General features: G+C 39.5%; 16 protein-coding genes. 3 read left to right on the top strand and 13 right to left on the bottom strand.

All coding sequences use genetic code 11. From position 1 onward, the window contains the following. Positions 1–14: 14 nt before the first annotated feature. The 6 genes from AC0L7T_RS13425 to eat all read right to left on the bottom strand — a co-directional run bounded on the left by AC0L7T_RS13425 (position 15) and on the right by eat (position 9758). Positions 15–3269: a SusC/RagA family TonB-linked outer membrane protein gene (locus AC0L7T_RS13425; protein WP_473343171.1), complete on the bottom strand. Its 3255-nt coding sequence runs from the start codon at positions 3267–3269 to the stop codon at positions 15–17. Between the two features lie 333 nt (positions 3270–3602). Then, on the bottom strand, positions 3603–4967 hold the full coding sequence (locus tag AC0L7T_RS13420; protein ID WP_473343170.1) for an aldehyde dehydrogenase family protein: 1365 nt from the start codon (positions 4965–4967) through the stop codon (positions 3603–3605). Between the two features lie 3 nt (positions 4968–4970). Beyond that, a complete protein-coding gene (locus tag AC0L7T_RS13415) occupies positions 4971–5714 on the bottom strand; it encodes a gamma-glutamyl-gamma-aminobutyrate hydrolase family protein (RefSeq protein ID WP_473343169.1) in 744 nt (247 codons plus the stop codon). A 3-nt stretch (positions 5715–5717) separates the two neighbouring features. Next, the gene (locus tag AC0L7T_RS13410; RefSeq protein ID WP_473343168.1) at positions 5718–6866 is read right to left on the bottom strand and encodes an iron-containing alcohol dehydrogenase; all 1149 of its coding nucleotides are present in this window, start codon (positions 6864–6866) and stop codon (positions 5718–5720) included. Between the two features lie 196 nt (positions 6867–7062). Then, the gene (locus tag AC0L7T_RS13405; RefSeq protein ID WP_473343167.1) at positions 7063–8427 is read right to left on the bottom strand and encodes a glutamine synthetase family protein; all 1365 of its coding nucleotides are present in this window, start codon (positions 8425–8427) and stop codon (positions 7063–7065) included. Then, a complete protein-coding gene (gene eat / locus AC0L7T_RS13400) occupies positions 8424–9758 on the bottom strand; it encodes an ethanolamine permease (RefSeq protein WP_473343166.1) in 1335 nt (444 codons plus the stop codon). Before eat ends, AC0L7T_RS13405 begins: the two co-directional genes overlap by 4 nt. 551 nt (positions 9759–10309) lie before the next feature. Here eat and AC0L7T_RS13395 point away from each other — a divergent pair. Further along, entirely contained in the window at positions 10310–10927 is a 618-nt protein-coding gene (locus AC0L7T_RS13395) for a deoxynucleoside kinase (protein ID WP_473343165.1), read from the top strand. Here AC0L7T_RS13395 and AC0L7T_RS13390 read toward each other — a convergent pair. Then, on the bottom strand, positions 10924–11568 hold the full coding sequence (locus tag AC0L7T_RS13390; RefSeq protein WP_473343164.1) for a DUF7255 family protein: 645 nt from the start codon (positions 11566–11568) through the stop codon (positions 10924–10926). The two genes, AC0L7T_RS13395 and AC0L7T_RS13390, sit on opposite strands and share 4 nt — an antisense overlap. A gap of 454 nt (positions 11569–12022) precedes the next feature. Between AC0L7T_RS13390 and AC0L7T_RS13385 the strand changes: the two genes are divergently transcribed. Both AC0L7T_RS13385 and ggt read left to right on the top strand, forming a co-directional pair. Beyond that, positions 12023–12361, top strand: a complete 339-nt coding sequence (locus AC0L7T_RS13385) for an Hpt domain-containing protein (protein ID WP_473343163.1) — start codon at positions 12023–12025, stop codon at positions 12359–12361. A 63-nt stretch (positions 12362–12424) separates the two neighbouring features. Further along, entirely contained in the window at positions 12425–14122 is a 1698-nt protein-coding gene (ggt, locus tag AC0L7T_RS13380; protein ID WP_473343162.1) for a gamma-glutamyltransferase, read from the top strand. Positions 14123–14152: 30 nt separating this feature from the next. Here the strand turns inward: ggt and AC0L7T_RS13375 are convergent, their stop codons facing one another. The 6 genes from AC0L7T_RS13375 to AC0L7T_RS13350 form a co-directional block, all read right to left on the bottom strand. Further along, positions 14153–14311 (bottom strand): DUF6958 family protein, encoded by a 159-nt coding sequence (locus tag AC0L7T_RS13375; RefSeq protein ID WP_473343370.1) that lies wholly within the window; start codon positions 14309–14311, stop codon positions 14153–14155. 109 nt (positions 14312–14420) lie between these two features. Next, positions 14421–15929: an IS1634 family transposase gene (locus tag AC0L7T_RS13370; RefSeq protein WP_473338654.1), complete on the bottom strand. Its 1509-nt coding sequence runs from the start codon at positions 15927–15929 to the stop codon at positions 14421–14423. Between the two features lie 695 nt (positions 15930–16624). Then, positions 16625–17659, bottom strand: a complete 1035-nt coding sequence (locus tag AC0L7T_RS13365) for a S41 family peptidase (protein WP_473343161.1) — start codon at positions 17657–17659, stop codon at positions 16625–16627. A 76-nt stretch (positions 17660–17735) separates the two neighbouring features. Beyond that, complete coding sequence (locus AC0L7T_RS13360; protein WP_473343160.1) at positions 17736–18512, bottom strand: hypothetical protein; 777 nt, start codon at positions 18510–18512, stop codon at positions 17736–17738. Positions 18513–19086: 574 nt separating this feature from the next. Further along, entirely contained in the window at positions 19087–20520 is a 1434-nt protein-coding gene (locus AC0L7T_RS13355) for a hypothetical protein (protein ID WP_473343159.1), read from the bottom strand. Positions 20521–20725: 205 nt separating this feature from the next. Beyond that, positions 20726–22441 carry a RagB/SusD family nutrient uptake outer membrane protein gene (locus AC0L7T_RS13350; protein WP_473343158.1) on the bottom strand — a complete coding sequence of 572 codons (1716 nt, stop codon included), beginning with the start codon at positions 22439–22441 and terminating at the stop codon, positions 20726–20728. Between the last annotated feature and the right edge of the window lie 35 nt (positions 22442–22476).

Raw genomic sequence — 22476 nt, 5'->3', positions numbered from 1 at the left:
CTAGATTTAAACAATTAAAACTTAAGATTAAGGTTAAATCCTACGCTTCTGGAAGAAGGCAAAGACATGTCTTCTACTCCAGGAATTAGCGTTCCACCACTCATTGCCATTGTCTCAGGATCAAAGTGCGGGTTATCTGTCCACAAAGCCAAATTTCTAGCGACGAAGGAAATTTTCGCACTGTGAAATGGTAATTTGCTCATGGCTGAAGTTGGAATAGAATAACCTAAAGTCACTTCTCTAAGCTTTACAAATGATGCATCATATTTGGCAGCTTCAACATTACTTCTTTCATAATACCTGTTGTGCCAATCTCTCGAACTTATTTTCATCGTGTTTTCTACGAAGGATCCATCTTCATTTTGGATCACGCCCGGACTAACAATTCCATTGCCTTCTACAGATAAATCATAGCCATTTTCCCTACCATATAAAGTCTCTGCCAATTGCCCAGAGGTGCTACCAATGGTTTTGGTTCTGGAAACTACAATTCCTCCATATCGGATATCAAATAGAAAGCCGAAGGAGAACCTTTTGTAATTGAAGCTATTTTGAATCCCAAGCATCCAATCGGGATTGTAATTGCCCTGGTAAACCAATTCAGAATCTGTTAAAGGTGTTCCAGATGTATTGTGAATAATCTGGCCAAAGAAAGGGCTATTCTCATCTTCTACCCTTGCAAAACCTCTTCCATAAATATTACCCATTCTTTCGCCAATTCGGGCTTGAATCGTGGCACCATTGGTTCCAACCATGGTGTAAGTATCTAGATCATCGGTTAATTCCAACACTTTACTCCTACTTCTGGTGAAATTGGCCATTATATTCCAATTCAATCCATTGATGTTTTTTACAGGATTCCCGGAAAGCACCAATTCAATACCATTGTTTTGAATTTCCCCAGCATTGATAATTCGGGAGGCATAACCCGTGGAAATGTCAAGCTCAATAGGAATGATTTGATTTCGTGTTCTATTGTCATAATAGGTAAAATCCAATCCCAATCGTCCTTTCAAGAACCTCATATCTGCACCAAACTCAACAGAACTGGTCCTTTCTGGTTTCAATTCAGCAATGGCCAATCTACTTGATTCAGATTTACTTTGAATGGAACCCCATGCCGTAGCTGGGTTGTAAACATTGGTTAAACTGTATGGGTTTGTATCATTACCCACTTCAGCATAGGCTGCTCTTACTTTGAAAAAGGAAACCGCATCCGGCAAAACAATCATGTCTGATATTATCCCACTCATCGTAAATGAAGGGTAGAAATAGCTATTGTTGCTTACAGGAAGTGTACTGGACCAATCATTCCTTCCGGTAACATCAAGAAATAAAATATTATTATAACCTATTTGTCCAAAACCATACAAGGAGTTGATCCGCTTTTCTGAGACGGCGTGTTCTACCTGTAGGTTCACGGCAGTATTGGTGAAATTATAAATGTCTGGTATCAATAATTGAGGAGCCATTGTTTTGGTAAACCTGTTTTCCTGGATCATTTGGTTACCACCTACAGAGAAAGTATAAGACCATTTGGCTTTTTCAGTATCAGAATAGGTCAACAAGAAATCACTGTTTCGCTCACTAAAGTAAACCGCATCTTCTCTATAACTACCCAATGGAAACCTCTGCGTACTGAAGGCACGCTTTCTGTCTCTTAAGTCATTGTATAGATCAAGTCCGGTCCTAACCATCAAATTCAGTTTATCAGTAAACTTGTAATTGGCCATCACATTACCATATACCCGGTCTTTTGACTGTCCATTGGTGTTCTCATAAACATTGAAGTAGGGATTGTCATGGTAATTGTAATTGTAATTATACTGTTGTCTACCTTCCAATCCCGGCATCCAATAATTCCTTAAACTATTGGTATTGATCTGCCTTCCGTACCATATCCACAAATACATCAAACTCTCCGTTCCATAACTGATGCTTGGTCTGTTGTCACTAGTAGATTTTTGATAATTGATGGCCGTATTTATCGTTAACTTATCCGTTACTTTAGTCATACCGCTAAAAGCAATGGTATTTCGCTTCAGATCCGTATTCGGCACTGTTCCTTTTTGATCTAGGTTGGTCCAGGAAAATCTGAAGTTGGATTTTTCATTTCCTGAGGCAATGGCCACATTATTGGAAAGTGTTACCCCAGTTTCAAAGAAATCACTGATATTATTGGGATTGGATACCCAAGGTGTTGGCGTAATGCTGCTTCCTGCTGGTGCATTTAAATCTCCCCCTCTAAAACCAGCAACATCTCTTGGAGAATCAAATTGAGGAATCATGGAACCTTGATCCAATGCTGGGCCCCAACTTTCATCCACACCATCGGCATTTCCTGAACCTGCTCCATCTACAAAGGCAAATTGTCCATTGTTTCCCTGGCCATATTTATTTTGCCAATCTGGCAATTTCAAAGGATTGTCAAATGTCACATTAGAATTTATAGAAACGCCTAGTCCTTTTTTACTCTTACCAGATTTGGTAGTGATAAGGATTGCTCCATTCGCTGCTCTGGAACCATATAAGGCTGCAGCTGCAGGACCTTTCAATATACTCATGGATTCAATGTCATCTGGATTTATTTCGCCTGCAGGATTTCCATAATCCACAGGTTGGTTTCCAGATCCTGAAGAACCTACAATATTGTTACTGATAGGAACGCCATCAACGATGAAAAGGGGTTGATTGGCATTAATGTTTAAGGAAGACTCACCTCTTATGGTAACCCTTGTTGAGCCGCCTACTCCACTTGATGAGTTGGTAATCTGAACCCCTGCCACCCGGCCGCTTAGGGAATTCATCACGTTTGTTTCACGTGCTTCCGTAAATTTATCACCGTTTACGGCTTGAACAGAATAACCCAAAGCTTTGGTTTCTCTTTCCACTCCCAATGCTGTAACGACTACTTCACTCAATTCTTCGGAGGAATAGTCAAGTACCACATTTACGGTAGACCTATTCCCAACCAAAATTTCCTGAGATTGAAAACCAATGTAGGACACTACCAAGATGGATTCATTGGAGGGAATAACCAATTCAAATTGACCGTCCAGGTCTGTGACCGTACCAGTTGCTGTTCCTTTGATAAGAATCGAGGCACCTAATACAGGTTCAGCGTTTTCACTGTCTGTTATTGTTCCTGTAATGGTACGCGATTGAGCTGTGGCTATTTGGATGGAAAACCCCAATATTAGCCCTACTAAACACAGCGCTTTGATTGCTGTGGGGACTGAGTCCCTAATACTTTGTAATGATTTCTTCATAATGAACAAGGTTTAAGTATTAAAATGGTGAATACCCAAGGACCTATTTAGGGTCCTTAATTTAAATTAAAGGAGATTAAATAAATTGTTGGTTTTTGTTTGAAGTATAACCTCTGGCCAAGAAAGAGCTCGCTATTTTAATACAAACTCCCTCAATGACAATTGGTTATACACTAAATATAATTAATTATTATACTTCAAAAGCTTATATGCAGCAAAAATGACCAAATTAAGCATCCACTATTTAAACAACCGTTTAATAAACCATGAACATTACTACTGGAAAATTAACGATAAAATAAAGCCATTTCACATCCATTTCAGGGTCAGCGACTACCCTCTTATTTGGTATGCTTTTGGTTGGGTAAAAGCACGAATTCCCATATAGGATAAGGTAACACCCATCCCTGAGTTTTTCCTGCCTGTCCATGGTAGATTCGGACTTACCCTGTCACAACAGTTAATATACACAGTACCTGTTGGTAATCCATCCACCAATTCTTTCGCTCTTAATTCGTCACCTGAGAACACTGCGGCGGTCAGCCCATAAGAAGTATCCTTCATTAATTCAAAGGCTTCCTGGTCATTTTTCACCTTTTGAATCCCTATGATCGGTCCAAATGATTCTTCCATCATAAGGTCCATGGTATGGTCCACATTTGTTAAAACAGCGGGAGTCAAATAATATCCTTTATCTCCCCATTTATCTCCTCCATAAAGAACTTTAGCTCCTTTATGCTTAGCATCTGCTATCTGTGAAAGAATGACATTCATTTGGTCAGCTCTGGTGAGCGGTCCTATAAAAGTTTCCTCCTCATTTGGATCACCAATTTTATAGGTGGACACTTCATCCACAAATGCCGCTACAAATTCATCATAAATCTTTTCGTGAACATATACCCTTTCGACTGCACAACAGCTTTGGCCATTGTTGTAAAATGCTCCCTCTGCGGCATTGATTGCTGCTTGTTTCACATCTGCCACATCCTCCATCACATACAAAGGATCTTTACCTCCCAATTCCAACTGCACGGGTACAAGTTTGGAGGCTACTTTTTGCGCAATGTATTTGCCTGTTTTATAAGACCCTGTGAAGAAATAGCCATCCAGATCTGCTTCCAATAATAGCTCTCCCACTCCAGCTCCACCAAGAAAGCATTCAAATGCATCTTTTGGGATTCCTGCCTCCCAAAGTAATTCACGGAATTTAAGCCCTGTAAGTGAGGCAAACTCTGAAGGTTTATAGGCGACAGCATTACCTGCCAATAGTGCATATAAAAATACATTGTATCCAACATTGTAAGGGAAATTCCAAGCAGAAATATTGGCAATAACCCCTAGAGGTTCGAAAGCTATTTCCTCTCTCGTTCCACCTTCTTCGGTAATTATTTCCTTTTGTAACCATTTGAGCGCATCCTTTTGAATGTGGTCAATTCTATTTTGTGCCCCTTTGATCTCATTTTTGGCTTGTTGAATAGGCTTGCCCGTCTCCGAAGTCAAAATCTTCGCCAGCTCCTCTAAATTCTCCATTACTAGGTCACCGTACTTTTTGACAATGGCTATTCTTTCTTCCAAGGGTACACTGGCCCACCTTTTTTGTCCAGCTTTTAAAGCGGCTATTTTATTACTTACCTCAACAGCTGTATCTTCCGTAAGCTTTTCAATTGTGCTACCTGTAGCAGGGTTTATGATATCCATTTTTTATTGTCTTTTTACTTTGTCTATAAAATATTCATAGAGTTTTAGTGGATCTAGAAGCGGTGCTCCTTTTCCTACTGAAAACTCAGGGTGCCATTGCACGCCTAGTACATTGCCCTCCTTGTTTTGCAAGGCTTCTATAATGCCATCTTCCTTACTTATCGCTAAGGTTTCCAAACCATCTCCAATGGTTTTTACCCCCTGGTGATGCACGGAATTCACCACTGCTTGGACGACATTAGGGTATATTAAATTCAGGGTTTTACCCTTTTCAAAAATGATTTCATGCGTTAATGCATCGTATTTTTCAGCATCTCTATGCTGAATCGCTTCTGGCCTTTGCGTTGCGATGTCCTGGTATAAGCTACCGCCGAAGTAAACATTCATCAGTTGAAACCCTCTACAAATGGCAAGGGTTGGTTTCCCATGTTTCACGGCGTAGTCCATTATTCTAAGTTCATAGGCATCTCGATAAGCATCTCCTAACCATTTGCCCGCAACTATTGGGGTCTCGTTATAGGTTTCAGGTGCCAAATCGGTTCCACCTTGAAAGACAAACCCATCAAGTTCGTCCAAAATCGGTTCCAATAGATTTATTGGAAGATCTGGCAATAACACAGGAAGTATGCCTTTTTGAGAGACATAATTGAACATGTCACATTCCACATAAGCCAGGTTTTTAGGACCAAATACGATTCTAGAAGGCTCTTTATACATGAAACATGCACTGATTCCAATTTTTAACATAATCTATAGGGCGAGCTTATAAATGGATTTAAAGTCTGCTTCAGTAACAGGTTTAGGGTTATTTGGATGGCAAAAATCCGCAATTGCTAGCGAAGCCAGCGTATCGATATGCGCTTCCTTTACTCCTATTTCTGATAATTTGGCAGGCAGGCCTAATTTTTCATTTAAATCATTGATATAAGCGATGAAGTTTTTCCCTTCCCCTTGTTTGAGTCCTATCATTAGGCCCATTTGCTCGTACCTGTCCTCAAATCCTTCATAGTTAAATGCCAAACCATGGGGTAGATTTATGGCGTTTGCCAGTCCATGATGCGTATCCAATAAACTGGACAATGGGTGGGCCAAACTGTGCACAATTCCCAAGCCTTTTTGAAAGGCTATCGCTCCCATCATGGAAGCCATTAACATCTTGCTTCTGGAAACCAGATCAGGTTTTAGCGTAGCTGTTTCTATGGATTCACCAATTAATTTAATCCCCTCCAGGGCAATGCCACTACACATTGGATTCCAGTTTTTAGATAGGTAAGCTTCAATATTGTGCGTCAGTGCGTCCATTCCAGTGGCTGCGGTTACAAATGAAGGCAAATCCATGGTAAGCTCAGGGTCAGCAAATACTATTTTGGCCATAAGTGTTGGCGCAAATAGGATCCGTTTCTTCTTGCTCTCATCCTCAGAAATAATGGCACTTCTTCCTACTTCACTTCCAGTACCTGAGGTAGTGGGAACGGTAATAAAATGCGGAATAGGTTCAGTTACGTATTTGTCTCCTCCTATCAGGTCATCATAATCGAATAAATCCCTGTGGTGATTAATGCTTAGTGCGATGGCTCTTGCCACATCTAACGCCACTCCTCCCCCTATTCCAATAATGGTGTCCCGGTCGGTAGATTGGTACAAAGCTTTCCCTTTAAGCACATCCGTCTTGACTGGATTTTTATGAACATCTGAAAAAACTTCAACTGATAGACCTGATTGGCTTAGTTCTTTTTCTATTTTTTTGAAAAACCCCAGTTCCCTAACCACAGGATCTGTCACCAATAGCGGTCTTTTTAAATGGTTTTGTTTGAGATAATCAGACAATTCACTGATAACGCCTACCCCAAACCGGATGGAAGTAGGAAAACTAAAATTAAATTTTTGACGAATATCCATTTTTATAAATGAAAATTTTGGTGATAATACTTAAGACAATACTGTTAAACTTAAAATTCTTTTTGAGCGCAAATCGTTCAAAAATAAGACTACAATTGGGCCAACGTATAATAAACAGTAGAACTATTCCTTAAGTGCAAAAACGTTTTCTTTCTTGAGGTTGTACACTTATTTCAAGCCCTATTGAAAAATGCAATTAAATAATTTCAAAATAACGTTTCCTTTCCCAATCGGTAACTTTAGAAGCAAACTCTCTACATTCCCATTCCCTGGTCTTGCAGAAATGATCCACAAAAACCTCCCCAAACAAAGATTTTGCGATGGGTGAATTTTTCATTGCTTCGGTTGCTTCTTTGAGTGAAGTTGGGATAGATCCATTAGAATAATCCTCATATCCGTTTCCTACAGTGGCTGGTCTATCCAATTCCAATTTGTGCTGAATTCCATATAAACCGGAGGCAAGACAAGCAGACATGGCCAGGTAGGGATTTACATCGGAACCTATTACCCGGGTTTCAAGGCGGGTTGATTTGGCTCCTCCAGAAAGCACTCTTAAGGCAGTGGTTCTATTGTCTTGTGCCCAGGTCAAGGTTGTTGGGGCCCAGGCACCTTCTACCAACCTTTTATAACTGTTAATAGTAGGCGCAAACATTGGCAATATATGCGGCAAACATTTCAATTGACCTGCAATGTAATGTCGCATCAAAGGACTCATGCTATATTCACCTTTTGGATCATAGAACAGGTTATTTTTCACGTCTTTGTCCCAAATACTTTGATGTACATGCCCTCCATTTCCAGGAAGGTCTTCAGTCCATTTGGCCATAAATGTGGCCATTATACCATGTTGGTAGGCAATTTCTTTTACACTTGTTTTGAACAAAGTGGCACGGTCTGCAGCCAATAAAATATCACTGTATTGAATTGCCGCTTCATATACGCCAGGGCCTGTTTCTGTATGCAAACCCTCTAATGGGATGTCAAACTGATGACAAAGATCGAACAGATCATTGAAAAATTCACTTTTCAGTGAGGATCTCAAAATGGAATAGCCAAACATTCCTGGTGTCAATGGTTTGGTATTGGAACAATTCTCCCCACCAAAACCATCCGGAGTACTTTCAAAGTTAAACCACTCAAATTCTTGTGAAAACTGAGGCGTAAATCCAGCTTCAAATGCCTGTTCTTTGATATTCTTCAATAAGGTTCTAGGGCATACAAGTGCACCATTTTCTTTGTCTTTGCTAAAATCAGCTAAAAAGAATGGGAGGTCATTTTCCCAAGGTATTTTGCGAAAAGTAGATGGATCAATTGCTGCTTGAAAGTCTGGATAACCCGTATGCCAACCCGTTACAGAAACATTGTCGTAAGATTTATCTTCGACGTCCCAGCCAAAAACCACTGCACAAAAGCCCATTCCACCATCCAAAATTGAAAGGAATTTATCCAGTGAAACCACTTTACCCCGCAATACGCCATCAATGTCAACAATAGCCAGTTTCACCTTATTAAAGGAACTGTTCTTTAAACTTGAGATTACTTCTTCTTTAGAAAATTTCATGAAGTTTTAGTCTTGTTGAGGAATAATACAAAGAAAAGATAAGCGCCTAAAAGCATGGCGAAAAACAATAGCGCTAGATTAAAATTATAGATGGTCATGGCAATTAGTGATAAACTTGCAATGACCAAGGCCACAAGCGGAAATAATGGATAATAGGGTACCTTAAAGGGTCTTTCCAGATCAGGTTCATTTTTCCTTAGTTGGAGGAAAGCGAGCATGGATAAAATGTAAAGACATAAAGCACCAAATACAGCGATAGTAATGATCTCTCCGGTTTTTCCCGTAAAAAGAGCAATAATCCCAATGATCATGTTAAATATCAATGCGTTTACAGGTGTTTTAAACTTTTTATTCACTTTGCCTATTGCCTTGGGAGCATAACCAACACGTCCAAATTCAAATGTAGTTCGACCAGCTGCTAAAATGATCCCGTTAAAGGAAGCCACGAGTCCAAAAAGAGCTATAAATACCAATAGGTGGTAATAAAAGGGATTGTCACCTTTAACCAAACCCATTGCTAAAGGCAATGGGGAATCAGAAGCAACTCCTGAACCATCAGGATAAACAATCGCTTCCCAACCGCCAACACCTACAGCAGCCAAAAAGGTCAGCACACATAAAATAACCAGGGTAAGCAAAGCAAAACCAAATCCTTTCAATATGTTTTTCTGCGGGTTAATGGTTTCTTCCGCAACATTTGCTACTCCTTCAATCGCTAAGAAAAACCATATGGCAAAAGGAATGGCTGCCACTATACCCATATAGCCATTGGGAAGTGCGTTGATCTGTAAGTTTTCTACCTTAAAGGCAGGCAAGGTTACACCTGCAAAAAACAACAGGCCTAAAACAGCGACAATGGTAATGAACAATTCGAAAGTAGCAGCCACCTGAAGCCCTACAACATTAAGGGCAGTGAATATAAGATAGGCTACAATTCCTATCAACAGAGGGTCCAGTTCGGGAAAGAAAATGCCGAAATAAGCCCCTATAGCTGAGGCAATTGCAGGTGGGGCAAAAATAAACTCAATATTTTGTGACATGCCCGCTAAGAAGCCAAGGTGCTTACCCAATCCTCGCTCTGCATAGGAAAATGCACCTCCCGCCTTAGGTATGGCACAAGCCATTTCAGTGTAGCTGAAAGTAAAGGTAACATACATTATAATGATAAAGAATATGGCAATGGCCGCACCAAGGGTGCCCCCTTCAGCAAGCCCTAAATTCCATCCAAAATAATTTCCAGAAATAACATAACCCACTCCCAAACCCCACAGCATAAACGGCCCTAAAGTCTTTTTTAACTGTTGTTCTTTGTCGTTTGTTTTTTGATTCATATAAACTTTACTTTTGGAAAGGAAATCGGACTATATTAAAATTGATTTTATAACAAAAAAAGCGTGCTTATGGATTATAATTACAAATTCTTCAATAAGTCCCTCCTAAAATTAGAAATAAATTTGATTTTTCGAGTAACTGATCAAAATTATTTAAATAAAAAGCTTGGATTAGAATGAACATTGTTTTCTAACCTTTGAAAGGAATTCAAAAACTTTAACCCACTAAAATCCTACATCCGAGACGAAAACAGCGAAATAATAAAGGCAGTAATTTTAAACATTTAAAAATCACAAACTATTGATTATATGCGTATTATGTTATTAAATCTGATAAACAAAAGAAAATTAAGAAATAATTTCGAACTTAAAAAAAAGGTATTTTGTAATTCAGGTAGGAATGAAAAATCTTTATGGGTTAATGCCTAAATCGCATCGACAGGCTTTAAGCCCATAAATCACAAAGATTGTGGTTAATAATCTTAACCCGCGAATTAAAGAAGTCATTGCTTGTTTTGGTTTTGATAGGATAAAAATAAATAGAAGGACACATGCATATCGCAATTTCAGGTAATATTGGAAGCGGAAAGACCTCACTTGCCTCAAAGTTATCGGCGCACTATGGGTGGCAAATTGAATTTGAATCGGTTGAGGAAAATCCCTATTTAAAAGATTTTTATACCGACATGCCCAAATGGGCCTTTCATTTGCAAGTTTTTTTCCTTCATAGCCGCTTTAACCAGGTGAAAAGAATCCAGGAAAGTGGGGTTTCCACCATTCAGGACAGAACCATATATGAGGATTCTCACATATTTGCTTCCAACCTATATGAATCCAACCTGATTACTGAAAGGGATTATGAAAATTACAAAGGCCTATACCATTCGATGGAGCATTACATCAATCCTCCTGATTTATTGATTTTCTTGAAAGCAGATATTCCCAAACTAGTAGATCAGATTGAAAAAAGGGGAAGAGATTATGAAAGAAGCATTCAAATAGCTTACCTCAAAAATCTAAACAACCTCTATGAAAAATGGATATCTGAGTACACTCTTGGGAAGCTGTTAATTATAGATGTCAACAATATGAATTTCGTGGAGAATCCAGAAGATTTCTCGACAATTGTTGGAAAAATAGACCGAGAAATTTTTGGGCTATTTAATTAATCCATTTTTCTAACCATCCAAGAGCCTATGACTCTTAAAGTGTCTGCATTTGGCCTTAGTAACAATTTATCAATCCGCTGAAGCTTACCACCGATCATAAGATTTTCATAGGCAGGAATTCTTACTAGCTTGAATCCTTGCAGCCGACTAATCAAGTCATATTGCAAATCATTGTAAGCATTTAGCTTCCAACCTGACGAACCATTTCCGGAGAGATCGGGAGCTTCTTCAGACTTTCCAAAGCACCTTGAAGCAATGGGGGGGCCATTCCAAATGCGCTCTTGGGAGCCTGAGAGTAGGCACTCTCTTTCGAAAGTTCTACACATTCTGAGGTAACTTTGATGCCAGGAAAAATTAAAAGTGGAATAAACGTCTGCTTTTAAAGTTTTAAGTCTGTATCTGTTAAAATGATAGGCATCATCATAAACAAATAAAAACTTTCCTATTTTAATATCCACCTTTAACTGATTTAAAAGCGGAAATGCATCATTTCCATTCAGTTCACTGTAGGCCTCTGAGAGCAAAACCTCCCCTTTTCCTTCTATTAGACTTTTCTTAACTGGTATGATGAAATCAATTTCAGAAGCCATTTCAATTTCTTCCAAACTTTTGATTAATTGATCTATTTTAAGATGATGCATTTAAGTGAATAAATATAGGTTGAAATAAAGGATTGATAAGTCGATTAATCATTTTCAATTCTTTCTTTCAAATTAGGCTTGGACCCCGGAAATGTAGTCTTCGAGGACATATCATATCCTATCCATAGCATAATAGCCAAAAACACAAGACCAAAAATGAGAAAAATCAGCTTGTTCCTATTCATTATTTTTTCAAATTTAAAACTTAAACCAATCAGGAATTTATAAGGATAGTTCCATATAATCCTATCCTTTTAAAGGGATTACGGACGTTTCCTTTAAATTATTGAAAGGGAATAAAAAAGGCGCTAAACCGCAAAAATCATTATTTATGTAAAAATAATTTAATTATTTGTTAAATTACATCATTCCAACGCTATTTTTGCGTTGAACTATAATACCTATTGTTCATTGCCTATTTTATATCAATTAACATTCTCAACAAACCTGTTATATGTACAAACAGATCAAACCAGATATGATTTATCATTATTTCGATCAGGATATTGAACTTATCCATGAAATCATAGAATTGGTTTTGGAACTGAATGTGCAAGATTTAAAAAATCTAATGCCTCTTTACCAAGACGGGAAACTAAATCAAATAAAGAAGAAATTTCATAAATCTAAGCCCGTTTTTAGTTTACTAGGCGCTGGGAATGTGAATAAATACATTGTCACTTTAGAACGTAATCTTGATGAGGAATTTCCAGAAAAATACATTGAATTCCTGGAAACACTGGAAGAGCTTGAACAGGATTTGCACTCTTTTCTAAAAAGTTCTCCTCATTAATTGACCTTTGGCAATGATTTTAGCCATTTTTTTTATCCTCAACCCCCTCTATTAAAGCATTTAATGATTAAGTCTCCTTTTTATTGCCGATCACCATTTTCTGTTATCTTTCTTTTGCTTGTATTGGTTTTTTCTTGTGTACCACAGAAGCACAATACAGGTTTAGTGGGTGAAAAAGCCATGGTTGTGAGTGCCCACCCTGTGGCTTCAGAAGTAGGTAAACAAATATTACTCAAAGGAGGCAATGCGGTGGATGCTGCTATAGCAGTTCACATGACCTTGGCGGTAGTTTATCCTCAAGCAGGAAATATTGGTGGTGGCGGATTTATGGTCATCAGAGAAAAAGATGGTAGTACTCACTCCCTTGACTACAGGGAAAAAGCACCCATAAATGCGAGTAGAGATATGTATCTGGATGATCAGGGGAACCCACAACCAGAGAAAAGTCAGAATGGACACCTGGCCTCAGGAGTGCCAGGGTCGGTGGATGGGATGGTAAAAGCTCATGAAAAATTTGGATCACTTCCATGGGATCAATTAATAAGCCCGGCAATTTTACTCGCTGATGAAGGTTTTCAATTGACAGCTAAAGAGGCTGATTTCTTTACTGAAGCTTCCCTCAAGCTCAAAAAGTATTCTTCTATTGATCCCGTCAATTTTACTGCTAAAGCATTTAAAGAAGGAGATGTATTGGTTCAAAAAGACCTTGCCAATACACTTAAATTGATAAGGGACCATGGTCGTGAAGGATTTTATGCTGGCCAAGTAGCAGACTATTTAGTCGCCGAAATGAAGAGAGGTGGTGGATTAATAAACCATAAGGACCTTGAAAACTACCAAAGCATCTGGAGAAAACCGCTTACCGGGAATTATAAGGATTACCGGATAATTACCATGGGCCCTCCAAGTGGTGGGGGAATCATTTTGCTTCAGATGCTAGGCATACTTGAAGACCATAAAATTTCTAAAAACGAATTCAGTAATTATCTCCATTTGAAAACAGAAATGGAACGCAGAATCTTTGCAGATCGAGCAGAATACATGGCCGATGCTGATTTTTATCCCGTTCCAGTAGAGCAGTTGATCGCAGACACTTATTTAAGGGAAAGGTTTCAAAATTTCAACCCAAATAAGGCTACATCTTCTTCGGAAATCAATGCAGGTAGGCTTCTTCAAGAGACTGAGGAAACAACTCATTTCTCAATTATTGATCAGGAAGGTAATGCTGTATCAAGTACGACTACCCTAAACGGAAATATGGGATCGAAAGTGATGGTAGCCGGTGCCGGATTTCTCTTAAACAATGAGATGGATGATTTTTCAATTAAGCCTGGTTTTCCTAACATGTTCGGTGTTCTTGGAGGAGAGGCCAACAAAGTTGAGCCTGAGAAAAGGATGCTTAGCTCCATGAGCCCAACCATTTTGGAAAAAAATGGCAAATTGTTCATGGTAGTAGGAACACCAGGTGGTTCTACTATACCCACTTCCGTTTTTCAGTCCATTGTAAATGTTATTGAATTTGGAATGGGAATGCAGGAATCAGTTGATGAAAACCGCTTTCATAGCCAATGGAAACCGGATTGGATAAGCTATGAAAAAGGGTATTCAAACAAAGCCATACTGGACGAACTAAGGGCTAAAGGCCATGAGCTAAAAGAAAGAAATGCAATTGGTAAAGTCGATGCCATTCTTGTCCGAGAAGATGGAACATTGGAAGCAGGAGCTGATTATAGAGGTATGGATTCGGCTGCAGGCTTTTAACCTACAATAGTTCATCGGCTGGTAATAAAATCACTCCTTGTTCACACCCATTCTCACAAAATGTGGACTTGTTCCTGGAATACGCTCAATTATTTTTCTCGCCTCCAAATCCAGCTTTACCGAAACAAGGTACCAGGGAATTGAGCCATCAAAACTATCCTTCAATGTAGCTATGGCTAATTCATTCAGTTCCTTGTAGGAAATCTCATTCCTTTCCTCTAGGATGTTGAGAATAAATTCTTTAACCCAACTTGGCTATTGAGTAAATTAACATTTTGATTATTAGTGTTTTACAAAATCAGTGGTACACTACATATTTTTTCACTGCCTTTTGTGTATCCGTACAGCCAGTGGCCTTGTAGATCTGTTGGACTTCCCTGATTGGCTTTGAGGGTTTTCTTATGTGGATATCCTTTTTATCGGTTGGCAGTTCTATGGTCTGGATGGTCTGTGTGGCCATGATGCGCAGGATATTCTTCCAGTCATGACGGATGCCTTTTTTCCGGAGCATGTACCGGATGGTATTTACCAGTTGATAGGCCAATATGGTCAGGTAGATGTGTGCTTCGATCCTTTCGTCATTTTGATGGAAAACTGGTCTGATGCTCAGGTCAGACTTCAGGCATCTGAAGGTAGATTCCACCTCTCTTATGGTGTTGTAAATATCCCAAAGCTCTTTTTCCCCAGGATCCTTATAACTGGTACGGATAAAATATACCCCCTTTTCCTTCTCATCTCGTACCGAGTCGGCCCTGCGTTCCCATTTTATGTCGGTGGCTGTCCCTTTGGACTGCTCTACGTTGACCTGATATCTGCCGGATGCCCGATTGTGTTTTTGCTTTGCCCTGCCGATCCGCTCCCATACTTTTTCAACCTTTTTGGTGCCTCCCTTTTTGTTGAGGGCCGCTCTGATGCCTTGCAGCTCTTCTTCAAAACGCCCTGCCAGTTTTCCGGCCATTGATTCTTCCTTCTTCCTTTTGGCAGCACTCTGCACGTACATCCAGGTGTCTGAATAGCCTTTAGGGTGGAAAATGGCCAGCTTCACTTTGTTCTTGTCCCTGTCGGTAAACTGGCTGACGGTTGTTGCCGCCGAATAATTCCGAAGCCTTTTGCGTGATACGCAGACATAGTCATAGCCCTTTTCCCTAATCAGGGCCAAGTTGTCCTCCGTGGCAATCCCGGCATCCATCACGATGGTCTTTTTATGGGCCTTGCCACTGTGTCTTTCCAGGTCTTCCACCATATCGGAGAGTGTGTTGGTATCAGGCTTGTTGCCTTCGTAGATACGGGAGTGCCGGATAAATCCCTGGGCATTGATAACCCCGGTAAAGACCACCAACGGACAGTCGCTCCTCTTTTCCTTGCTTCTTCCATGGAAGGCTAACTTACTGCCCTTTTTGCCTGTCTCAAAATAAGTATTGCTGATATCGAAGATGACCAGCTTGTCCTCAATGTCAAACATATCGGTGATATGGTCATATAAGAAACTGTCAATCTTCTCTTTGTGGGCGTAAAGTTGATCGGAAACTGCATAAAGCTGTTTATGGGTGATCGAAGAGCGGTATCCGAAACATCCTGCCAGTTCGCTGTTCATCTCCAGCAGCTGTGCGGTTTTGTACTCGGAACTGGAAAAAACAGCCCGTGAGGCGATGGCTATCAGTGCCTTATCAGCCTGCTTACCCTCAAAACCCAGGTTGAGCAGGCATTCCCTTAGCTTAAGCTTGTCCAATACCTGCCTGCACAAATGTTCGCCGCCAAAGCTCTTCACATCGGCCACTTGAAGTCCTTTGATATCGACATGGTGCATCTCGGCCCTCTCGGGTGCCGGGGGGATGGAGACCTGGTCCGGTTCTGGCTCGCCGTATTTGATAAGGTACTTTTCGTAAAGAGACAAAGCCAGTGTGTGCAAATATTCGGGGGCATCATGGGGAAAGATGTCGGGTTGCATGAAAATCTTCGATTTAAGCATGCTCAGGACAATTTTCCGGTTATCCTTGTCTGCCAGAAGGGGGTCTGAGCCCAGGTACAGTATGACGTTCTGTTTGACTTTTCCTTCAATCCTGGAGGTTTGAACCAGATTGTACTGGAAAAAAGTTTTGCTGTCTTTGCTTCGCTGTTTTTTGACTTCCCTGATGAACATGACACAAATATAGGAAATGTAAAATAAACAAACAACAACCGTACATCACTACAAATGAAAAAAGCCAAAATAATCGGCCTTTAAACGCAATAAAGGCACTTACACCTCTGAAAATTCATGAAAATATGATGCGTAGAGCCAAGTTGGGTTAATTATTGTGTATTTAGACTCCAAAATGTTAACCCCTTTCTTGCCTTCTGGATGCAATGTCAATAGCCTTTTTTCCATAAAAGTTCATTCGATTTTTCAAGCCCTATTTTAAAATAAACTTCAACATACAAAAAAACATTAATTAATTTAAGTTATTAATGATCAGACTACTACAACTGACTTATCTGTAAATAGAGGAATTAGATAAATTTTTATTTCACCCCATATTCATTGGACAAATAGTCTATTGCTTGCTCCACCACAAGGTCCAGATTATTATTGATGCTATTCTCTGTGTTCTTCACATAAACATCAGGAACATGGCCGATGCCATCTAAGCTTTGACCATTAGGCAATAAAAATTTCTGTATAGAATACACATACCTCCAACCATTTGGGAGAAAACGCATATTGCTCACTGTAGAAAAATCACCAGCAGTGGTATCTCCCATTTGAGTTACATGGTCAAAAGCATTTAGATGTAGCAAGAAAATTTCTCCAGCACTAATGGTTTTTCTATCTGTAAGCACTATTACCGGCTTGGTGTAAGCGTTATTACTATCAAATTGGGTGTAATAAATCTTCTTTTCATCAAAATCATTGTAATCCCTGCCATTTCTAGTCTGCACGCTGTATATTTCATGCTTTCCGTCAGAAAATGCCTGGGCAATTCTTGCTGAATACCTGTCGTCTCCACCACTATTCTGTCGTATGTCCAATACAATGGCTTCGGTATTTTCAAATTTTCTAATTACCTCATCAATGACTGAAGGGTTATACCCATCCATTGCCCCCAAATAAATGTATCCTATATTCCTGTTCTTGACAGCTCCATACCAAAGTTCATCTTCTGATTTTACTACGGTAACATTCTCTACGTACTTTGAAAGCAATAACTCAGCACTAAATTCAGCAATTGATTGGTCGTTGAGGGCATAGCCAGATTTATAACGAACATTTCCATCATATAATGTGGTATGGCTGTCATCCAAGTGTTCTATCATGGCTGTCATTACCTCCCATAGTTCTTCATTAGACAGCTCATCGCTCACTTGTGGACGATAAGTTTGGTACAACTGACCCCAATCTATGCCCCTAACTTCAAATAGGCTGTAATGCTGGTCAAAATCATTCCAGAAGATTTCAAAATTGTTGGTCGGGCTATTTGGTGCATCCTCACCTAAAAAAGCTTCTTCACAGCCAAACCAGAAAAGAGATACGATTATTAAACAAATATTTTTATTCATCTTGGAAAGATTAAAATTGGAAGCCAATGAATTTTTAATTTTATCAATTTTAACTCGGGAATTTCTAGTCACTTGGTTAAAAGTTTAAGGTTATACCAGTTGAGGGTGTCATTGACATCCTTTTATAAGGGTGTAGTCCATCTACTTTTTGGAGGAATAGTGAATAATCAATGTTCCATGCCAAATGTGGTGAAATTTGGAAGGTGTAACCCAAACTCCAATCCAATCCTAAGTATTGACCAAAAGAGGAAGGTTCTCCCTGCAACATAATGTTAACCGGACTATCCTGGTTCTCTATTATAAATTCATCAATCCCATTATAAGGCGGCCTACCTAAGAATTGGACAACTGGTATTCCAAGAGATGTTTGAATGCTGTGCTTAGGGTTAAATCGCTTTGTTAGCAAACCCTTAATTGCCAAACCTTGTGTAGAAGTGTAGCTAAATGCATCCAAATCGTTCCACTCAACGAAAAAAGCCCTGGTTTCATAGGCTCCGCCAACATGGAAGTCGATGGATTCGTTTTGGTTTGCAATCTTTACTAAATATTCCAATCTTATTTTTATGTCTAAATAGGTATTTGTGAATCCATTTGTCTCATTGGAATTTAACTCACCAGCACCATAGGCCATTGAAATGCTTAAAATGTTTTTTGCAATTCTTCGATAGGCAATGCCAAATTGCATCCCGTTTCCTTGTTGATTTAAGGGGGATAAAATAGCGTCTTTTAGGTAATTGTTCTGATATCCTGCATGTACCTTAAATTGGTTAACTGTCGGATAAACTCCATTCTGCGCTTTTGATAATCCAGCCGAGAGGAAAAAAAATAAAGTATATAGAAGGGCTTTTTTCATTTTATAATTAAAGGTATTTTTAAGGATAATTGTGCTTCGTTAAAGTAAGACAACCAAGTAGTAGTATTCCCTTGCTATAAGAGAAATTATTTTTGAAAAAGAACAGGGCTGCTTAAGTTTTGTTTTCCACTAATGATTAAATACCTATAAAACAATAGCTTATCTAAATTCAATAGGACTTGTTTACGAAGGAGAGGGAACAAAAGAAAATCCTACTATTTGTAGATGATGCGACGACCTAAGTTATTGAAAAGTTAAAAATAACAAAGAAGTGACTAATTTTGGAAGTGTTTAATCAAGCTATAGGAGGATTATTCCCTATTTTAACCCAAAGCCAAGTGATAAAGGTATTTTGTCGGTATTGATGTAAAAAAATCAACAATACCGACAAAACAATTTGGATTTAATTTTCATTTCCACGGATTAAAAAACCGTATCCATGTATTTCTAAGCTCCCTAAAAACTGATGTATGATTGGGCTTAAACGTGATATTTTAAAAGTGTTTACTGAATTCACTCTGATAGTGGTTGCATCTGGCATTTTCAGATAGATCGTCATTTTCGGATTTAAGCTTTATTCTTTTAGTAACTCTTTAATTGCCTTCATCAGTACTCCTTCTACTTCAGGAGCAACATTTGAGGCCCTATTGCTTACTTCATACCCACCTTTTTCATAGGCCAGGGCCGTTCCAATATAACCAGGTCCAAGATCACCATATGAGGCCATGGCGACAAATAAATCCGGTCGTTCCGCTTTTGCCGCAAGCTGGTATTCAACAAATAATTCACCAGGCATATGCAGCAGTCGGGTATCATTTATGCTAAGGCACATTATGTCTAATTTTTTTCCAGCTTGTGACCTGCGCAACCAAGCCATTTTACGTGCGTTTCCGCTGCTTTTTTCTAATAAATCATTACTGGTCTTTAGCTCTTCTTGCATTTGGTACAAGTATTTGGCAGGAGGCAAAGAAACCGACGCTACATTCCAAGCCACATTCTGTGCCGTTATAGGCTCTCGCTTAGTGGTTTTCCAGGCTTTTTCCATTCCAGCAGCCAATCGTTCTGCAAAAATAAGCCGGTTTTCGTGAGAGCCATCATTGTATTTCCCTGCCGCAATATTGCCCCCAGCTCCGTTAAAATGCACATGTAGGGCATCTGGTACGGCTAATTGACGAAAAAATCTGGCCACTCCTACGAAATCCGGATTAGGAATACCTGTACGGTAATAACTCTGTGGGTGCGTGGCATAATAACTAAAAATGGCCACGGGTTCGTCTTCATTCCAAAAACTGACAAGTGACAACTCAGGATCAATCAATCCTTCAGGTTCCGCACGAATTTCAGCATCTTTGGTAGTGGACATACGTGTCACTCTTACTTTACCATCTGCACCGTAAATGTTTCGGTTGGATGCTACCTTTTCCACATTTGCCTTTCCCAAACCCAAATGGGTAACAGGCTGCGTATGGCCAAGAGAATTTTTAACTGCAACAGTTAAACGACGAAGTGCATCCCGGGCAAAAGTACCGTCAAATTGAGTAGGGTTAATTTTTGCCGGATCAATTCCAGCTTCGATAAGGATCTGTTCAGCCCCTGCATCAAATCTGGGTGCATCGTGCTGATGAATTACACTCACTGCAATCCGTTCGGGAATAGAACCAACAGCAGCAGCAAGTGCCCGCTTGAAATCATCCATTCCTTCATTGCCAATGGCAAGCCAGTCTACTGCACACATAACAATCGGCATTCCGGCTCCTTGTAATACTACTCCTTTGGCACGTAAACCCAAGTCCCAGGTGTTAATGGAAACATCATAAGCCAAGGGGTTTCCTACCGGTGGCGTAACATCAATATCAAAAGTGGACAGACGGAGTCCCTCTTGAAGGTTTTGTTGGGAAGGCTGCTTGATTTCCTTGTTGCTTCTACCCTCTGCTATGGATAGTTGCGCAAAAAAAAGTAGGGAAACCATACTAAGTATACCAGACAACCTTTTATTAAAACCGCTCATAATTTTAAACATTTATCATTCAATACAAAAACAAATCTTTCTAACTCCTCAATTTAAGGGAATCTATTGTAATGATCAAAGGAGAAACCTAAGGTTTCTCCTTTGAAATTAAAACCCAAATTGATTCTCAGGGAAAACCTGAAAACTCTGGGGATTGAAACTATTTATTCCAACCAGAACAATTCATTTATCTATCGATAACTAATTAATATCCAGGATTTTGAGGAAAATCTGCATCCACATTTAAATCAATTTGGGCTTGAGGTATAGGCCACCTAAAGTTATGTTCTGCGATATTAGCACCAGGTACTAGAGGGTTATCATTGTATTTCCTTACCCTTTCAAGTAGCATTCCTGTGCGCCTCAAAACAATAAGTCTCCACTCTTCACCATACAATTCTCTAACACGTTCATCCAATAAGAAATCCATATCAATTTCTGACGCAGAAACAGGAGTTGCATTGGAGCGATCTCTCACCCTATTTACATCCGCTGCTGCAAGGCTATTATTACCCAATTCCAAATAAGCTTCTGCCCTAATAAGCAAGGTTTCAGCAAAACGCAAGGCATACCAATCCTTGTGCGTAATACCTCCACCTGAACGGTTAGGCTGCAAGAAGTAATTTAAAGGATCTGTAAATTTAGTATGGATAGGGAAAATGATTTTAGTAGAATCTACCAAAGGATCAGGTCTAGGCGGATCATAAAGGCTGAAATCTATCTTTTGTTTATCATAAGCAGACTCCGGATTGTCAAAATAAAAATTACGCTTTAGGTTATGTTCAGCGTTCCTGATATCATTGTCCCAATTGTCTTTCCACACTTCATAATATACCAGGCTGGTACCTCTACCATTTGCAGTAGGACGACCCAATGAATCGGAATATCCAGTATACAAACCATTGAACAATTCACCTTGAAAACCTTTTTTACCATCTGGAGTAAGTCCAATATCAAAATAACGTGGACCGAATATATAGGCACTCGCTATTTGTCCACCACCAATAAGGAAAGGCTCAACCTGGATGGCCCACATCGTCTCTTTATTTTCCGTCAAGTTGTGATTTCCAAAACCAAAGAGGTCTAGAAACACATCTCCGGAGCCCCAAACATCATTGCCAAGTTTTGTACCAAAACGGCTTGTCATCAAATCGTAATCATAACCATCAATCACACTTGTAGCTGCTTCAGCTGCCAACTCAAACTCATCCTGCTCAAGATAAGTCTCCGCAAGATAATGCCAGGCTGGTCCTTGGGTAATTCTTCCAGGAGCATCTTCTTCACCTGGTTTAGGCAAATTAGCAGCTGCAAATTTGAAATCCTCTACCATCAAGGCATGAATATCCGCAACAGGGTTTCTAACAAAATCAGCCTTGGCCGAATTAATCGGCTCGGTCAATAAAGGAAGGTCCCCATAAGTTGAAACCAGGTACCTGTAGGCAAATGCCCGAAAGAATCTAGCTTCAGCTATGTATTTGTTTTTTCCTGCTTCTCCACCCACAAAAACATCAGGATCTGCAATGCCTACTTTATCAATCAATACATTTGACCATTGGATAATCTCAAACCCTACATTCCATGTAGCGATAACGTTTCTCCAAACAGGGGTCATGTCATCATATGAGTTTAAATAAGAACCTCCAGGACCAGGTGTTTCACCATTGTATCCAATATCAGACCCATGTGTGGCCCAATTCATCACACCAAATTCACCGAATGAATAATAAGCTGATCTGACACGGTCGTGAATAGCTGTAATTCCTTGAAATGCCCCCGCTTCAGTTAGGTAAGCATTGTCTGGTGAAAGAAAATCGATGGGTTTTTCATCAAGAATATCATCACTACAGGACGGAAATATAAACAGCGCAATGACAGCAACCACCAAAGATTTAATTGCTAGTTTTTTTATATTTATGTTCATTGTTTTTTTATTTATCAGGTAATACTTAATTAATA

It is taken from the genome of Cyclobacterium sp. 10D3-21, assembly GCF_055809755.1.
The sequence above is the reverse complement of the archived record's forward strand: the minus strand, read 5'-3'. Positions and strand labels throughout refer to the sequence as shown.

What these genes read in the sequence shown, in the direction of transcription:
- AC0L7T_RS13420 (WP_473343170.1), bottom strand. Translation starts at nt 4,967, where the DNA reads ATGGATATCATAAACCCTGCTACAGGTAGCACAATTGAAAAGCTTACG.
- AC0L7T_RS13405 (WP_473343167.1), bottom strand. Translation starts at nt 8,427, where the DNA reads ATGAAATTTTCTAAAGAAGAAGTAATCTCAAGTTTAAAGAACAGTTCC.
- AC0L7T_RS13415 (WP_473343169.1), bottom strand. Translation starts at nt 5,714, where the DNA reads ATGTTAAAAATTGGAATCAGTGCATGTTTCATGTATAAAGAGCCTTCT.
- AC0L7T_RS13410 (WP_473343168.1), bottom strand. Translation starts at nt 6,866, where the DNA reads ATGGATATTCGTCAAAAATTTAATTTTAGTTTTCCTACTTCCATCCGG.
- AC0L7T_RS13385 (WP_473343163.1), top strand. Translation starts at nt 12,023, where the DNA reads ATGTACAAACAGATCAAACCAGATATGATTTATCATTATTTCGATCAG.
- AC0L7T_RS13365 (WP_473343161.1), bottom strand. Translation starts at nt 17,659, where the DNA reads ATGAATAAAAATATTTGTTTAATAATCGTATCTCTTTTCTGGTTTGGC.
- AC0L7T_RS13425 (WP_473343171.1), bottom strand. Translation starts at nt 3,269, where the DNA reads ATGAAGAAATCATTACAAAGTATTAGGGACTCAGTCCCCACAGCAATC.
- AC0L7T_RS13350 (WP_473343158.1), bottom strand. Translation starts at nt 22,441, where the DNA reads ATGAACATAAATATAAAAAAACTAGCAATTAAATCTTTGGTGGTTGCT.
- AC0L7T_RS13395 (WP_473343165.1), top strand. Translation starts at nt 10,310, where the DNA reads ATGCATATCGCAATTTCAGGTAATATTGGAAGCGGAAAGACCTCACTT.
- AC0L7T_RS13360 (WP_473343160.1), bottom strand. Translation starts at nt 18,512, where the DNA reads ATGAAAAAAGCCCTTCTATATACTTTATTTTTTTTCCTCTCGGCTGGA.
- eat (WP_473343166.1), bottom strand. Translation starts at nt 9,758, where the DNA reads ATGAATCAAAAAACAAACGACAAAGAACAACAGTTAAAAAAGACTTTA.
- AC0L7T_RS13370 (WP_473338654.1), bottom strand. Translation starts at nt 15,929, where the DNA reads ATGCACCATGTCGATATCAAAGGACTTCAAGTGGCCGATGTGAAGAGC.
- ggt (WP_473343162.1), top strand. Translation starts at nt 12,425, where the DNA reads ATGATTAAGTCTCCTTTTTATTGCCGATCACCATTTTCTGTTATCTTT.
- AC0L7T_RS13355 (WP_473343159.1), bottom strand. Translation starts at nt 20,520, where the DNA reads ATGAGCGGTTTTAATAAAAGGTTGTCTGGTATACTTAGTATGGTTTCC.
- AC0L7T_RS13390 (WP_473343164.1), bottom strand. Translation starts at nt 11,568, where the DNA reads ATGCATCATCTTAAAATAGATCAATTAATCAAAAGTTTGGAAGAAATT.